The sequence below is a fragment of the Melaminivora jejuensis genome, assembly GCF_017811175.1.
GTDB classification, from domain to species: domain Bacteria; phylum Pseudomonadota; class Gammaproteobacteria; order Burkholderiales; family Burkholderiaceae_C; genus Melaminivora; species Melaminivora jejuensis.
In genome coordinates, this window is sequence record NZ_JACWIJ010000002.1 from 869,200 (window position 1) to 882,613 (window position 13,414).

The window sequence follows — 13,414 nt, forward strand, 5'->3', positions numbered from 1 at the left end:
GTTTGCGCGGGTTTTCATGCTTTATTGATGGCTGCCGTCGCCCTCCAGCTGCGCCAGCGCCGCATTGCCGCCCAGCGACAGCAGGCCGGAGCGGGCATAGACGCCCAGTTTTTCGCGTGTATCCGAAATATCCAGGTTGCGCATGGTGAGCTGGCCGATGCGATCCAGCGGCGAGAACGGCGCATCCTCCACTTTTTCCATGGACAGGCGCTCGGGCGCGTAGGTCAGGTTGGGGCTTTGCGTGTCCAGCAGCGAGTAGTCGTTGCCCCGGCGCAGCTCCAGCACCACGGTGCCCGTGACGGCGCGCGCTACCCAGCGCTGGGCCGACTCGCGCAGCATGATGGCCTGCGGGTCGAACCAGCGGCCCTGGTACAGCAGGCGCCCGAGCTTCAGGCCGTTGACGCGGTACTGCTCGATGGTGTCCTCGTTATGGATGCCGGTGACCAGGCGCTCGTAGGCGATGTGCAGCAGGGCCATGCCGGGGGCTTCGTAGATGCCGCGGCTCTTGGCCTCGATGATGCGGTTTTCGATCTGGTCGCTCATGCCCAGGCCGTGGCGCCCGCCGATGCGGTTGGCCTCCAGGAACAGCTCCACCGGATCGTCGATGGCGCGGCCATTGAGCGCCACCGGGCGGCCTTCCTCGAAGGTCACCGAGACTTCCTCGGCTGCGACTTCGACCTCGGGCTTCCAGAAGGCCACGCCCATGATGGGGTTGACGATGCGGATGCCCGAGTTCAGGAACTCCAGATCCTTGGCCTCGTGCGTGGCGCCCAGCATGTTGCTGTCGGTCGAATAGGCCTTTTCGGCGCTCATCTTGTAGCCAAAGCCTTCCTGCGTCATGAAGGCCGACATCTCGGCGCGCCCGCCCAGCTCGTCGATGAAGGCCTGATCCAGCCAGGGCTTGTAGATACGCAGTTGCGGGTTGGTGAGCAGGCCGTAGCGGTAAAAGCGCTCGATGTCGTTGCCCTTGTAGGTCGAGCCGTCGCCCCAGATGTGGACGTCGTCCTCCTGCATGGCGGCCACCAGCATGGTGCCCGTGACGGCGCGGCCCAGCGGCGTGGTGTTGAAGTAGGCGATGCCGCCAGTGCTCACGTGGAAGGCGCCGGCCTGGATGGCGGCAATGCCCTCGTGGGCGAGCTGCGTGCGGCAGTCGATCAGGCGGGCTTTCTCGGCGCCGTATTCCATGGCCTTGCGCGGGATGGCGTCGTAGTCATCCTCGTCGGGCTGGCCCAGGTTGGCGGTGTAGGCATAGGGCAAGGCGCCCTTGTTCTTCATCCAGCGCAGGGCGGCGCTGGTGTCCAGGCCGCCGGAAAAAGCGATGCCGACTTTCTCGCCGACGGGCAGGTTCTGCAAAATGGTTGCCATGGGAAATCTTTCAAAAAAGATAGCTTTCAGCGCTTGACTGGCAAGGCTTTAAGCCAGAAAAGACTCTGAAATCAGCCGAAATGGCAGATGTAGTGGAAGGTGTCGCTGACGCGGATCTCGAAGCTGGCGTTGGCGGCGATGCTGAACTGCTGGCCCGGGCCGCAGGGCTGCCAGGCCTCGCTGCCGCTCGGGCGCCACTCGCAGGCGCCGGCCACGCATTCCATGATTTCAGCCGCAGCGGTGTTGAAGGTCAGCGTGGCCGGCAGGATGACGCCCACGGATTTCTTGCTGCCGTCCGGCCAGCTCAGGCTGTGGCTGATGCACTTGCCATCGAAATAGACATTGGCCTGCGGGTTGACGCTGGCGCCGCTGAGCTGTTGTGGGTTCATGGAGAGGGTTGCAAGTGGACAAAACCGGCGATTTTAGGTGCCACGAAAAAGGGAGCCGCGTGGGCTCCCGGACAGGGTGTGCAGCAGGCTGTGCCGCCGCAGGTGCGACCGCTCAGCGCCAGGGCCGGTCGCGATGGTCGTAGCGGTCGCGATAGTCGCGGTGGTTGCGCGGCCCGTAGGGGTAGCCGCCCTGGTACTCGATCACCGTGACCGGCGGAGTGACATAGACCGGTGGGCTGGGCGGCGTGGCTACCACCACTGCGCCCCGGTTCGGGTAGCGGGCCGGGCTGCTGCTGTAGGCCGGCGGGTAGTAGCCGGCAGAGGGCGGCGGCAGGCCGCCCACGGCGGGCTGCACGTTCAGCGGGATCCAGTTGCCCGGGTCGGTCTGGGTGCGCGTGGTGTACTGGCGCCCGGCGTACTCATAGACCACGTCGTAGCCGATGGTGCGGTTGTCGTAATAGGTTTCGGTGGTGCAGCGCTGCACGTTCTCGTAGCCGGGCCGGCCAGCCTCGATGCTGTTGCCCAGCACCGCGCCGCCGATCAGGCCGATGGCCGTGGCAGCAGCGCGCCCGCTGCCCCCGCCGATGGCATTGCCGGCCGCGCCGCCGGCGATGGCGCCCAGCACGGCGCCGGCGCCGCTGGGCGCGCGGCCACTGCTGTAGATGGTCTCGTTGCCGCAGACCTGCTGCGGCACGGCAATCTGCTGGATGATGGGTGTCGAGGACAGCACGCGCCCCATCTCCTGGGCCTGCACGGCCAGGGCAGCCGTGGCCAGCAGGGAGGCAAGGATGATTTTTTGCATGGCGGAAAAGCTCCTTTCGGTCGGCACAGATGGGGTCGGCAGCTAACGCACGAGGGGTGGCAAAAGTTTCGCCGCCCGGCGTGAAGCTGGCTGCTGGCGCAGGTAAAGATGCGTAAATGCGCCGGCACGTGTTGTGCTGTCTCTCTGTCTCTATTGGGAACGGGCAGCCAGGCGTTGGTTCCACTCGGCCTCGTCAAAGCCCACGGTCACGGCATCGCCCTGCGCGCCCTCCCATTCGGCCACGGGCCGGCGGATCAGCGAGGGCTGCTCGCACAGCAGCGCGGCCAGCTGGGCCGGATCATCGGCCCGGGCCTGGGCGGCAGCATCCAGGCGCCGCCAGGTCGTGCCGCGGCGGTTGAGCAGGCGCTGCGGCCCCAGCGCAGCCAGCCAGCGCTGCAGCTGCGCAGCCGGCACGCCGTGCTTTTTGTAGTCGTGAAAGGTGTGGGGCAGCTCGCGTGCGGCCAGCCAGGCGCGGGCCTTCTTGACGGTGTCGCAGTTGGCAATGCCGTACAGGGTGATGGTGGGGGTACTCATGGCCGCCATCATGGGCCAGGCGCTGCTGCGCGACAATCGCGCCCGCCATGGAAACCGCCCACACCGCCCACCTCCACACCCTGACCGACTGGCTGCAGCACTGCGAGCAGCTCCATCCCGCCAACATCGACATGGGCCTGGCGCGCGTGGGCGAGGTTGCGCGCCGGCTGCGGCTGGCCTTCGATTGCCCGGTCATCACCGTGGCCGGCACCAACGGCAAGGGTTCGACCTGCGCCATGCTGGACGCCATCTGCCGCGAGGCCGGCTGGCGCACCGGGGTCTATTCCTCGCCGCACCTGGTGCATTTCGAGGAGCGCTGCCGCATTCAGGGCGCGCCAGTGGCGGGCGCCGATCTGGTGGCGCACTTCCAGGCCGTGGAGGATGCGCGCACCCAGGGCGGGGAGTCCATCTCGCTGACCTATTTCGAGTTCACGACGCTGGCCATCCTGCGGCTGATGAGCCAGGCCGGGCTGGACGTGGCCATCCTGGAGGTCGGCCTGGGTGGGCGGCTCGATGCCACCAACATCGTCGATGCCGACTGCGCCGTCATCACCAGCGTGGATGTCGATCACGTCGAGTACCTGGGCGCCGACCGCGAGAGCATTGGCCGCGAAAAAGCCGGCATCATGCGCGCCGGCCGGCCCGTGGTGGTCAGCGACCCCATGCCGCCCGCAAGCGTGCTGGCGCACGCACAGGACATCGGCGCCGACCTGTGGCGCTTCGGGCAGGACTTCAACTTCTCGGGCGACAAGCAGCAGTGGGCCTGGGCCGGGCGCGGGCGGCGCTACGCCGGCCTGGCCTATCCGGCGCTGCGCGGCGCCAACCAGCTCATCAACGCCTCGGGCGCGCTGGCGGCGCTCGAAGCGCTGCGCCAGCGCCTGCCGGTCACGGCGCAGGCGGTGCGCCTGGGTCTGGCCCATGTCGAGCTGCCCGGGCGCTTCCAGATCGTGCCGGGCCAGCCGGCGCTGGTGCTCGATGTCGCGCACAACCCGCATTCGGCAGCGGCGCTGGCGGCCAATCTGGATGCCATGGGCTTTTTCCCGGCCACGCACGCGGTGTTCGGCGCCATGGCCGACAAGGACTTGGCGCCCATGCTGGCCAAGGTCGCGCCCATCATCGACCGCTGGTATTTCACCGACCTGCCCACGCCGCGGGCGCTTTCGGCGCAGCAGCTGCAGCACAAGTGGCACGCGCTGCAGATGGCCGCCGGCGCCCGGCGCGAGGTGCCCACGAGCACCCATGCCAGCCCGCAGCAGGCGCTGGACGCCGCCCTGGAGGCGGCGCAGCCGACTGATAGAATCGTCGTCTTTGGCTCGTTCTACACGGTGGGCGGCGTGCTCCAGCAGGGGGTGCCCCGGCTGCAGGCCAAGCATCTGGGCGCATAGCCGACTTTCCCCCTGTCCATGGCATTTTTCAAGTTCCGCTGGCCCGGCAGGCAGCCGCCGCCCCAGGCAGACGGTGTCAGGCCTTCCAGGCGCGCGTCTTCTTCCGCCACCGCTTCGCGCACTGCCCAGGCTCCCAGCGTGGAGGATATGCGCCGGCGTGCGCGCCACCGCCTGATTGGCGCTGCCGTGCTGGTGCTGGCCGGCGTGGTCGGCTTTCCGCTGCTGTTCGACTCGCAGCCGCGCCCGGTGCCGGTCAACGTAGCCATCGACATTCCCGACCGCAACAAGGTCGCGCCGCTGGTGCTGCCCCAGGATGGGCAGCCGCACGCCGGCGCGGCTGCCGGCCTGGCGCCCGGCGAGGAACTGCTCGCCGCGCCCGAGCGCAGCAGCCAGCCGGCAGCGCCCACCCCGGCCACCCCAGCGATTCCGGCCATCCCGGTGCCCCCTCCAGCGGCCATGGCGCCGGTGCCGCCACTGCCGCCTCCCCCCGCGCCCAAGACAGAACCCAGGCCCGAGCCAAAGCCGGTTGCAAAGCCCGAGCCCGTGCCTGCACCCAGGCCAGAGCCAAAGCCGGCCCCGAGACCGGAGCCGGCACCGGCTCCGGCACCCAAGCCTGCACCCCGGCCTGAGCCTGCGCCTGCGCCTGCGCCTGCACCCCGGCCCGTCAACAGCGACGAGGCCAGCCGCGCCCGCGCCCTGCTGGAAGGCCGCAGCCCGCCCGCCGCCGCGCCGGCGCGCAGCGAGGTGGCGCAGGCCAGCCGCTTCGTCGTCCAGGTCGGCGCCTTTGCCGATGCCGACAAGGCGCGCGAGGTGCAGGGCAAGCTGGAGCGCTCGGGCCTGCGGGCGCATACCCAGACCGTCCAGACCCGCGACGGCAGCCGCACCCGGGTGCGCCTGGGCCCGTACTCCAGCCGCGCCGAGGCCGACCGCGCCGCCGAGCGCGCTCGGGCCATCGGCCTGGCCGGCTCGGTGCTGCCGCAGTGAACGGCCTTGCGCGCAGGATGTGCAGGACGTGCAGATGGAACCGGCAGGCCATGGACACCGCAAACGGCAAGGATGCGTATGACGGCGCTGGACTGGCTTTTCCTGGCCGTGCTGGCCGCCTCGCTGCTGATCGGCGCCTGGCGCGGCCTGGTGTTCGAGCTGCTGTCGCTGCTCGGCTGGGCCGTGGCCTTTGTCGCGGCGCAGTGGCTGGCGGCGGATGCCGGGGCCTGGCTGCCGCTGCAGGGCTGGGACGCTGCCTGGCGCCACGCCGCCGGCTTCGCACTGGTGTTCGTGGCGGCGGTGTTTGCCTTCGGCCTGCTGACGGCCCTGGTGCGCAAGCTGGTCGATGCCGTCGGCCTGCGCCCGGCAGACCGCGCGCTGGGGGCGCTATTCGGCATCGTGCGCGGGCTGCTGGCGCTGCTGGCGCTGGCGCTGGTGGTCGGCTGGCTGCAGATGGCCGATGCCCTGTGGTGGCGCCAGTCCCAGGGCGCGCCGCTGCTGCAGCTGGCGCTGCAAAGCCTGCAGCCGGCCTTGCCCGAAGCGCTGGGCCGCAATCTGCCCACGTGGTCAGGGCCTTGATGGCAGCGCCGGCATGAATCCCTTGCGGGGCTGCTGCGCGCAGCCCTGCGGCAACTGCAACTGCAACCCAAACAGCACGAGAAACTCCCTATGTGTGGAATCGTCGGCGTGGTCAGCGCCCATCCCGTCAACCAGCTCATCTATGACGCGCTGCTGCTGCTGCAGCACCGTGGCCAGGATGCCGCCGGCATCGTCACCCAGGAAGGGCGCAAGTTCTTCATGCACAAGGCCCGCGGCATGGTGCGCGACGTGTTTCGCACGCGCAACATGCGGGCGCTGCCGGGCAGCAGCGGGCTGGGCCAAGTGCGCTACCCGACGGCAGGCAGCGCCTCCAGCGAGGAGGAGGCCCAGCCGTTTTACGTCAATGCACCGTTTGGCATCGTCATGGTGCACAACGGCAACCTGACCAACGCCCGCCAGCTGCGCCGCGAACTGGCCGACACCGACCACCGCCACACCAACACCGAGAGCGACTCCGAGGTGTTGCTCAACGTGCTGGCGCACGAGATCGCCCGCGCCAGCCGGGGCGCGCCGCTCACCAGCGACGACGTGTTCGCCGCCGTGCGCGCCGTGCATCAGCGCGTCCGGGGTTCGTATGCGGTGATTGCGCTGATCGCCGGCTATGGCCTGCTGGCGTTTCGTGACCCCTTCGGCATCCGCCCGCTGTGCCTGGGGCGCAGCAGCGACGCCAGCGTGATGCTGGCCAGCGAGTCGGTGGCGCTGGAGGGCACGCTGCACCAGCTCGAGCGCGACGTGGCGCCGGGCGAGGCGGTCTTCGTGCATCCCGATGGCCGCATCGAGGCCCGGCAATGCGCGGCCTCCAGCCAGCTGTATCCGTGCATGTTCGAGTACGTGTACCTCGCCCGGCCCGACTCGGTCATGGACGGCATCTCGGTCTATCAGGCGCGCCTGAACATGGGCGAGACGCTGGCCAAGCGCGTGGTCTCCACCGTGCCGCCCAGCGAGATCGACGCCATCATCCCGGTGCCCGAATCGAGCCGCCCCAGCGCCATGCAGCTGGCGCAAAAGCTGGGCCTGCCCTACCGCGAGGGCTTCGTCAAGAACCGCTACGTGGGCCGCACCTTCATCATGCCGGGCCAGGCCACGCGCAAGAAATCCGTGCGTCAAAAGCTCAACACCATAGGCAGCGAGTTCAAGGGCCGGCGCGTGCTGCTGGTGGACGACTCCATCGTGCGCGGCACCACCTCGCGCGAGATCGTGCAGATGGCGCGCGACGCCGGCGCCACCAAGGTCTATCTGGCCTCCGCCGCGCCGCCGGTGCGCCACCCCAACGTCTATGGCATCGACATGCCCACGCGCGAGGAGCTGATCGCGCATGGCCGCAGCGTCGAGGAGATCCGCCAGTGGATCGGCGCCGATGCGCTGATCTACCAGGACGTGCAGGCCATGAAGCACACGGTGGGCAGCATCAATGCGCAGGTGCAAGGCTTCGAGGCCTCGTGCTTCGACGGCTGCTACGTCACGGGCGATATCTCGGACGAGGCTGTGATGGCGCTCAACGCCGGGCGCAACCACAGCGCCGACGACGAGGGCGAGGACACCTCGCGCCTGTCGCTGCCCAATGCCGATGGGGCCTGAGGGCAGCACTGCCGTGCTTGCATGGCACTCCTGAAAAAGGAGCTGCCACCGCTTGTCAGACAAGGGTTTCAGATGGTTTTGATGCTGAAATCCTTGCCAGGCAAGCGCTGATAGCTATTGTTTTTGAAGCAAGGATTGTCCCGTGACTTCTTCCAGCCTGCCTGAAGGCCTGCATCCCGAGACCCTGGCCGTGCGCGAGGCCACCGCGCGCAGCCAGTGGGGCGAGCACAGCGAGGCCCTGTACCTGACCAGCAGCTTCGTGCAAAGCGATTGCGAGACGGCGGCGCAGCGCTTTGCCAATGCCGAGCTGGGCTACACCTACACCCGCACGGCCAACCCGACGGTGGCCAGCTTCGAGCGCCGCCTGGCTGCCATGGAGGGCACGGAGTGCGCCGTGGCCACCAGCACCGGCATGTCGGCCATCCTGCTCATGGCGCTCACCGTGCTCAAGAGCGGCGACCACGTCGTGGCCTCGCAGTCCATGTTCGGCTCGACGCTCAAGCTGCTGGGCAGCGAGATGGCTCGCTTTGGCATCGAGACGAGTTTCGTCTCGCAGACCGACACGCAGGCCTGGGAGGCGGCCATCCGCCCCAACACCCGGCTGCTGTTTGCCGAGACGCCGACCAACCCGCTGGGCGACCTGTGCGACATCGCCGCGCTGGCGGGCATTGCCCACGCGCACGGCCTGCTGCTGGCCGTGGACAACAGCTTTTGCTCGCCGGTGCTGCAGCGCCCGGCCGAGCTGGGCGCCGATCTGGTGGTCTATTCGGGCACCAAGATCCTGGAGGGCCAGGGCCGCGTCATGGCCGGCGCCGTGTGCGGCAGCGCCGCGCTGGTGGACAAGATCATGGGCCCCTTCATGCGCAGCGCCGGGCTGAACCTGTCGCCCTTCAACGCCTGGGTGGTGCTCAAGGGCCTGGAGACACTGGGCCTGCGCGTGCGCGCGCAAAGCGCCGCAGCCCTGGAGCTGGCGCAGTGGCTGGCGCAGCATCCCCAGGTGGCCCATGTGCATTACTCGGGCCTGGCCAGCCACCCGCAGCACCAGCTTGCCATGCGCCAGCAGGGCGGCCTGGGCGGGCCGGTGCTGGCCTTCGACGTGGCGGGGCAGGGCAGCGAGCAGCTGCGCGCCAACGCCTTCCACGTCATCGACAGCACCCGCGTGTGCTCCATTACCGCCAACCTGGGCGATGTCAAGACCACCATCACCCATCCGGCCAGCACCTCGCACGGGCGCCTGAGCGAGGAGCAGCGGCGCGCTGCCGGCATCGGCCAGGGCCTGATCCGCGTCTCCGTGGGCCTGGAACACCTCGACGACCTCAAGGCCGACCTGCTGCGCGGCCTGGACACACTGGCATGACGACAATGACGACTCCGCAACGCATCCGCACCCGCTTCGCCCCGTCGCCGACGGGCTTCATCCACCTGGGCAACATCCGCTCGGCGCTCTATCCCTGGGCCTTTGCGCGTGCGCAGGGGGGCGATTTCATCCTGCGCATCGAGGACACGGATGTCGAGCGCTCCAGCCAGGCTGCCGTGGATGTCATCCTGGAAGGCATGGAGTGGCTCGAACTCGATATCGACGAGGGGCCGTTCTTCCAGATGCAGCGCATGGAGCGCTACCGCGAAGTGCTGGCGCAGCTGGTCGCCAGCGGCCATGTCTATCCCTGCTACATGAGTGTGGCCGAGCTGGATGCCCTGCGCGAGCGCCAGACGGCGGCCAAGGAAAAGCCGCGCTACGACGGCACCTGGCGGCCAGAAGCGGGCAAGACCTTGCCGCCCGTGCCCGAGGGCGTGCAGCCAGTGCTGCGCTTCAGGACGCCCAGGGACGGCATCGTCGCCTGGGACGACAAGTGCAAGGGCCGCATCGAATTCCAGAACAGCGAGCTCGATGACTTGGTCATCGCCCGGCCTGACGGCACGCCGACCTACAACTTCTGCGTCTGCGTGGACGACATGGACATGGGCATCACCCATGTCATCCGGGGCGACGACCATGTGAACAACACGCCGCGCCAGATCCACATCTTCGAGGCGCTGGGCGCGGCGGTGCCGACCTTTGCCCACCTGCCCACGGTGCTCAACGAGCAGGGCGAGAAGATGAGCAAGAGAAACGGCGCCAAGGCGGTGACGCAGTACCGCGCCGAGGGCTATCTGCCCGACGCCATGGTCAACTACCTGGCGCGCCTGGGCTGGAGCCACGGCGACGACGAGATCTTCTCGCGCGCGCAATTCCTCGAATGGTTCGACCTGGATCACCTGGGCAGGAGCGCCGGCCAGTTCGACGAGGCCAAGCTGCGCTGGGTCAATGCCCAGCACCTGAAGGCACTGGATGACGCACGCCTGGCCGGATTGGTGCGGCCCTTCCTGCTGCAGGCCGGCGTGAGCGAGGCGCAGCTGGACGCCGACGATCGCCTGCCGCGCATTTGCGCGCTGTTCAAGGATCGCTGCGAGACGCTGGTCGATCTGGCGCGCTGGGCACGGCTGTTCTATGTGGAGACTGTCGAGCGCAATGCCGAGGATGTCGCCAAACACCTGGCCGATGCGCCGGCTGCGCTGCTGGAGGCGTTTGCCGTCGCCATTGCCGCCGTCGAGTGGAGCCGGGAGGCGATTGCCGCTGCCATCAAGCAAGTCCTCAAGGAGCAGGGCGCCAAGATGCCGCAGCTGGCCATGCCGGTGCGCGTGCTGACCCTGGGCACGGCGCACACGCCATCGGTGGATGCGGTGCTGGAATTGCTTGGGCGCGAAAAAATTCTCACACGTTTGAAAAACAGCTGAAAACCTGTCTATAATTCGAGGCTCAGCAGATGACGAAGACAAGCAATTGCTTTGGCATCTGAGTGGGGGTATAGCTCAGCTGGGAGAGCGCTTGCATGGCATGCAAGAGGTCATCGGTTCGATCCCGTTTACCTCCACCACTGAACAATTGAACGTGAAGTTCTTAGGTTTTGACCCTATCGTCTAGAGGCCTAGGACACCACCCTTTCACGGTGGGTACCGGGGTTCGAATCCCCGTAGGGTCGCCAAGTTTGGCTGCACTTGGACTGGCAACAGTCGCAAAGCAGCTACCGACGCGGAGTGGTAGTTCAGTCGGTTAGAATACCGGCCTGTCACGCCGGGGGTCGCGGGTTCGAGTCCCGTCCACTCCGCCATAGGTTTTTGGGGGTATAGCTCAGCTGGGAGAGCGCTTGCATGGCATGCAAGAGGTCATCGGTTCGATCCCGTTTACCTCCACCACTGAACAATTGAACGTGAAGTTCTTAGGTTTTGACCCTATCGTCTAGAGGCCTAGGACACCACCCTTTCACGGTGGGTACCGGGGTTCGAATCCCCGTAGGGTCGCCAAGTTTGGCTGCACTTGGACTGGCAACAGTCGCAAAGCAGCTACCGACGCGGAGTGGTAGTTCAGTCGGTTAGAATACCGGCCTGTCACGCCGGGGGTCGCGGGTTCGAGTCCCGTCCACTCCGCCATCAATACCCTTTCAAGCCACTGGTTTGAAAAAGCCGCATTTGGGTCAATGCCAGTCAGTTAAGCCGGGCGAGGCTGACTTGGTCTAAAAAGGGAACATGTTAACCATGTTCCCTTTTTGCTTTGGGCCTGCTGCAGACCACCCTGAACGAGATGCGGGAGGCCCTTCCTGCCAGTGGGATAGATAGCCGAGTTGAGCGCATTGCTGGATCCGGCCTGGATAGAGCAAGCGCTGGATGCCATGGGCAACGCATCGGTGCGCCGATGCAAGCTGCCCGCCGAACATGCCGTATGGCTGGTGATCGAGCTGGCGCTGCTTCGCCATAGGCCGCTGTGGCAAGTGGTGCAGGAGATGGCGCTGACGCTCGATGGCAAGGAACTGCCCGTACCTAGCACCAGCGTGCCGGCGTGCCAGCGGCTGGAGACCGAGCCCATGGAGCATTTGTGCGCTGTGCTGACCCAGGCCTGCGGCCGCTCTCCTGTGGTGCGCGCAGAGGATTTGCGTGTACTGGCGGTCGCGATGGTGTGGTCTGGTCGGCCCCGGACAGTGGCGGTAACCGCCAGACGCAATACGGCCCCCAGCCCTGGCCCAGTGCGCGCGCCGTGTGCCTGCCGGATACCGACAGCCATGAACTGCTCGATGTCCGGCTCGGGGAGTATGGCTGTGGCCAGTTGACGCTGTCAGCCGAACTGCGCGGTCTGGATCATTCGATTACCTTGTTCGGGCGTGCCTACTTCAGCGCCGCTTTCCTGCTGCAGTGGAGCCAAGCGGGCGAGCAGCGCCACTGGCTCATGCGTGCCAAGGACAATCTGCGTTATGAGGTGGTGCAGACCTTGGGCGAAGGCGATTGGCTGATCCGCATACCCGTGTCGCCACGCGCCAGGAAACTGTACGCACAACTGCCCAGCCATTGACTGGGTGCCATTGGCCTGCGGACGGTTTTTTTCCATTTCCGACTTGCGCCGCCGCTGCCGGCTGCAGATGTAATTCCTGGGCACGAAGCAGCGCCTTGAACGACTGTGTGGTCAGCACCTTGAAGGGCTATTCAGCGGAAAGGGCTGCTTCGTACCCGCCGCAGAGCGCCTATCGCATCTCGCAGCAGACTGGCGGCCATTTCACCCGGTAGGGCTGGCGTGGCACGGGTGTGCTTGTGCAGGGCGGTCACCATGCTGCGCTCTGGCAAGTCTTTGAAAGCTCGCCATTAGCTCTGCCATTCCGGCAAGCGCCCTGGACTGCAGATAACGGCTCCCATCGACGCAATCGTGCGGGATGCGCTGCTTCGTGGCTGCCAGTTGGTCGCGCTGCATGAACTGGGCAGCGGGGACGTGGCGTTCCTGCGGAAATTCGGCATGCCCGAACTCCAGGCTGATGCTCAAGTCGCTGCGCGCATAGCGGGCGACGTGATGCAGCACAAACACTGGCGCAATGGATGATTTCAAAAAAGATAGCTGCCAGCGCTTGCTGCACAAGGGGTGGAGCCGTTTTTCATTGGTAAACCAAGCAATGATTGTCCAGCCGTGCGCCTTGCAGGCCGGCGGCGTGGGGGCGTAGGCAAGGCTGGCCCCCAGCGCATCGTGCAGGCTGGCGCCCGTCCACGGCCAGCGCGCAGACCTCGGGCAGCGGCACCAGGGCGCGCCATTTGCCATTTGCCATTTGCCATTCGGCGTGAACGTGGCGATGCCGTTGGCCTATGGACGGCTCACCGCCCGGCCATCGGGCGTGGCGGCGATGCTGCCGCCATAGCCGCGGATGCCGGTTTCGCCCGCGTTCGGCGTGCTGGGCGGATGTGTCATCGTGCTTAGCCTGCAGCGCGATGCCGAGGACTTTGCGGCCTGGGTGCCCAGCCAGATGTCGCAGTCTCAGGCGCGGGTCGTGCAGGCGCCATCGGCCGAGCAGCGCGCCGGTATCGCCATCGAGGCGCACCAGGGATGAGTTCATGGTGTGCAGGTCGCGCTTGACGCGGCTGGTCTCGGGCGCGCTGGGCACGCCGCCGTTGGCGACGATGAGCGTGGCGCCGTCCCGGATCAGCTCTTGCGCGCCTGGGCCAGTGTCTGCTCCGAAGGCTTGGCGGTGAATGCCTCGATGGCCGTCTGCATCGCCCGGGCCGCCGCCAGCGTGCCGGCGTAGTTGGCATGCACCAGGGCGGCGTACTGCACCACCACGGCCTGGACGCTCATGGCTAGGCCTGCCATGGCGGGTGCCGCAGCCGGTGCCTGTGCATGGGCGGCAGTGCGGATCGACGGGCGGGATATGGGTGACTCCAGGGCGATGCAGTGAAGAAGCAGCATTGCGAGAGTGAGAACAATCATT

At 67.2% G+C, this 13,414-nt stretch carries 14 protein-coding genes, 6 tRNA genes and 1 pseudogene; 14 read left to right on the forward strand and 7 right to left on the reverse strand.

The genetic code is table 11. The features are described 5' to 3' along the window. Positions 1–21 precede the first annotated feature (21 nt). The 4 genes from argG to IDM45_RS04325 all read right to left on the reverse strand — a co-directional run bounded on the left by argG (position 22) and on the right by IDM45_RS04325 (position 3,090). On the reverse strand, positions 22–1,365 hold the full coding sequence (gene argG, locus IDM45_RS04310) for an argininosuccinate synthase (RefSeq protein ID WP_209421792.1): 1,344 nt from the start codon (positions 1,363–1,365) through the stop codon (positions 22–24). A 71-nt stretch (positions 1,366–1,436) separates the two neighbouring features. Then, the gene (ppnP, locus tag IDM45_RS04315) at positions 1,437–1,754 is read right to left on the reverse strand and encodes a pyrimidine/purine nucleoside phosphorylase (protein ID WP_209421793.1); all 318 of its coding nucleotides are present in this window, start codon (positions 1,752–1,754) and stop codon (positions 1,437–1,439) included. Positions 1,755–1,866: 112 nt separating this feature from the next. Further along, positions 1,867–2,556 (reverse strand): glycine zipper 2TM domain-containing protein, encoded by a 690-nt coding sequence (locus IDM45_RS04320; RefSeq protein ID WP_209421794.1) that lies wholly within the window; start codon positions 2,554–2,556, stop codon positions 1,867–1,869. Between the two features lie 150 nt (positions 2,557–2,706). Then, positions 2,707–3,090: a Spx/MgsR family RNA polymerase-binding regulatory protein gene (locus IDM45_RS04325; RefSeq protein ID WP_209421795.1), complete on the reverse strand. Its 384-nt coding sequence runs from the start codon at positions 3,088–3,090 to the stop codon at positions 2,707–2,709. 47 nt (positions 3,091–3,137) lie between these two features. Here IDM45_RS04325 and folC point away from each other — a divergent pair, with 47 nt between their 5' ends. From folC to IDM45_RS04395, 14 genes are all read left to right on the forward strand, one after another. After that, complete coding sequence (folC, locus tag IDM45_RS04330) at positions 3,138–4,475, forward strand: bifunctional tetrahydrofolate synthase/dihydrofolate synthase (protein ID WP_209421796.1); 1,338 nt, start codon at positions 3,138–3,140, stop codon at positions 4,473–4,475. 18 nt (positions 4,476–4,493) lie between these two features. Next, positions 4,494–5,459, forward strand: a complete 966-nt coding sequence (locus tag IDM45_RS04335; protein ID WP_209421797.1) for an SPOR domain-containing protein — start codon at positions 4,494–4,496, stop codon at positions 5,457–5,459. A 78-nt stretch (positions 5,460–5,537) separates the two neighbouring features. Further along, positions 5,538–6,038 (forward strand): CvpA family protein, encoded by a 501-nt coding sequence (locus IDM45_RS04340; protein ID WP_209421798.1) that lies wholly within the window; start codon positions 5,538–5,540, stop codon positions 6,036–6,038. A gap of 90 nt (positions 6,039–6,128) precedes the next feature. Continuing rightward, entirely contained in the window at positions 6,129–7,637 is a 1,509-nt protein-coding gene (purF, locus tag IDM45_RS04345; RefSeq protein WP_209421799.1) for an amidophosphoribosyltransferase, read from the forward strand. A gap of 142 nt (positions 7,638–7,779) precedes the next feature. After that, a complete protein-coding gene (locus IDM45_RS04350) occupies positions 7,780–8,994 on the forward strand; it encodes an O-succinylhomoserine sulfhydrylase (RefSeq protein ID WP_209421800.1) in 1,215 nt (404 codons plus the stop codon). Positions 8,995–8,999: 5 nt separating this feature from the next. Next, positions 9,000–10,412, forward strand: a complete 1,413-nt coding sequence (gene gltX, locus IDM45_RS04355; RefSeq protein ID WP_209421801.1) for a glutamate--tRNA ligase — start codon at positions 9,000–9,002, stop codon at positions 10,410–10,412. Positions 10,413–10,476: 64 nt separating this feature from the next. Continuing rightward, positions 10,477–10,552 (forward strand) — tRNA-Ala (locus IDM45_RS04360). A 32-nt stretch (positions 10,553–10,584) separates the two neighbouring features. Beyond that, positions 10,585–10,660 (forward strand) — tRNA-Glu (locus tag IDM45_RS04365). Positions 10,661–10,709: 49 nt separating this feature from the next. Beyond that, positions 10,710–10,786: transfer RNA gene (locus IDM45_RS04370), tRNA-Asp, on the forward strand. 9 nt (positions 10,787–10,795) lie between these two features. Continuing rightward, positions 10,796–10,871: transfer RNA gene (locus IDM45_RS04375), tRNA-Ala, on the forward strand. 32 nt (positions 10,872–10,903) lie between these two features. After that, a tRNA-Glu gene (locus IDM45_RS04380) sits at positions 10,904–10,979 on the forward strand. A gap of 49 nt (positions 10,980–11,028) precedes the next feature. After that, a tRNA-Asp gene (locus IDM45_RS04385) sits at positions 11,029–11,105 on the forward strand. Between the two features lie 191 nt (positions 11,106–11,296). Then, positions 11,297–11,779, forward strand: a complete 483-nt coding sequence (locus IDM45_RS04390; protein WP_209421802.1) for a transposase domain-containing protein — start codon at positions 11,297–11,299, stop codon at positions 11,777–11,779. Further along, the gene (locus IDM45_RS04395) at positions 11,776–12,018 is read left to right on the forward strand and encodes a hypothetical protein (protein ID WP_209421803.1); all 243 of its coding nucleotides are present in this window, start codon (positions 11,776–11,778) and stop codon (positions 12,016–12,018) included. Before IDM45_RS04390 ends, IDM45_RS04395 begins: the two co-directional genes overlap by 4 nt. 201 nt (positions 12,019–12,219) lie before the next feature. Here the strand turns inward: IDM45_RS04395 and IDM45_RS17515 are convergent, their stop codons facing one another. The 3 genes and pseudogenes from IDM45_RS17515 to IDM45_RS17525 form a co-directional block, all read right to left on the reverse strand. Continuing rightward, positions 12,220–12,750 (reverse strand): hypothetical protein, encoded by a 531-nt coding sequence (locus IDM45_RS17515; RefSeq protein WP_232654429.1) that lies wholly within the window; start codon positions 12,748–12,750, stop codon positions 12,220–12,222. Between the two features lie 199 nt (positions 12,751–12,949). Next, positions 12,950–13,090 (reverse strand): annotated as a pseudogene (locus tag IDM45_RS17520) (DUF1513 domain-containing protein); the annotation flags it as partial. Positions 13,091–13,128: 38 nt separating this feature from the next. Continuing rightward, positions 13,129–13,296 (reverse strand): hypothetical protein, encoded by a 168-nt coding sequence (locus IDM45_RS17525; RefSeq protein WP_408631643.1) that lies wholly within the window; start codon positions 13,294–13,296, stop codon positions 13,129–13,131. Positions 13,297–13,414: the final 118 nt, after the last annotated feature.

Bases quoted from the DNA above. Each gene is read 5' to 3' on its own strand.
- argG (WP_209421792.1), bottom strand. From the start codon at position 1,365: ATGGCAACCATTTTGCAGAACCTGCCCGTCGGCGAGAAAGTCGGCATC.
- ppnP (WP_209421793.1), bottom strand. From the start codon at position 1,754: ATGAACCCACAACAGCTCAGCGGCGCCAGCGTCAACCCGCAGGCCAAT.
- IDM45_RS04320 (WP_209421794.1), bottom strand. From the start codon at position 2,556: ATGCAAAAAATCATCCTTGCCTCCCTGCTGGCCACGGCTGCCCTGGCC.
- IDM45_RS04325 (WP_209421795.1), bottom strand. From the start codon at position 3,090: ATGAGTACCCCCACCATCACCCTGTACGGCATTGCCAACTGCGACACC.
- folC (WP_209421796.1), top strand. From the start codon at position 3,138: ATGGAAACCGCCCACACCGCCCACCTCCACACCCTGACCGACTGGCTG.
- IDM45_RS04335 (WP_209421797.1), top strand. From the start codon at position 4,494: ATGGCATTTTTCAAGTTCCGCTGGCCCGGCAGGCAGCCGCCGCCCCAG.
- IDM45_RS04340 (WP_209421798.1), top strand. From the start codon at position 5,538: ATGACGGCGCTGGACTGGCTTTTCCTGGCCGTGCTGGCCGCCTCGCTG.
- purF (WP_209421799.1), top strand. From the start codon at position 6,129: ATGTGTGGAATCGTCGGCGTGGTCAGCGCCCATCCCGTCAACCAGCTC.
- gltX (WP_209421801.1), top strand. From the start codon at position 9,000: ATGACGACTCCGCAACGCATCCGCACCCGCTTCGCCCCGTCGCCGACG.
- IDM45_RS17515 (WP_232654429.1), bottom strand. From the start codon at position 12,750: ATGGCAAATGGCGCGCCCTGGTGCCGCTGCCCGAGGTCTGCGCGCTGG.
- IDM45_RS17525 (WP_408631643.1), bottom strand. From the start codon at position 13,296: ATGGCAGGCCTAGCCATGAGCGTCCAGGCCGTGGTGGTGCAGTACGCC.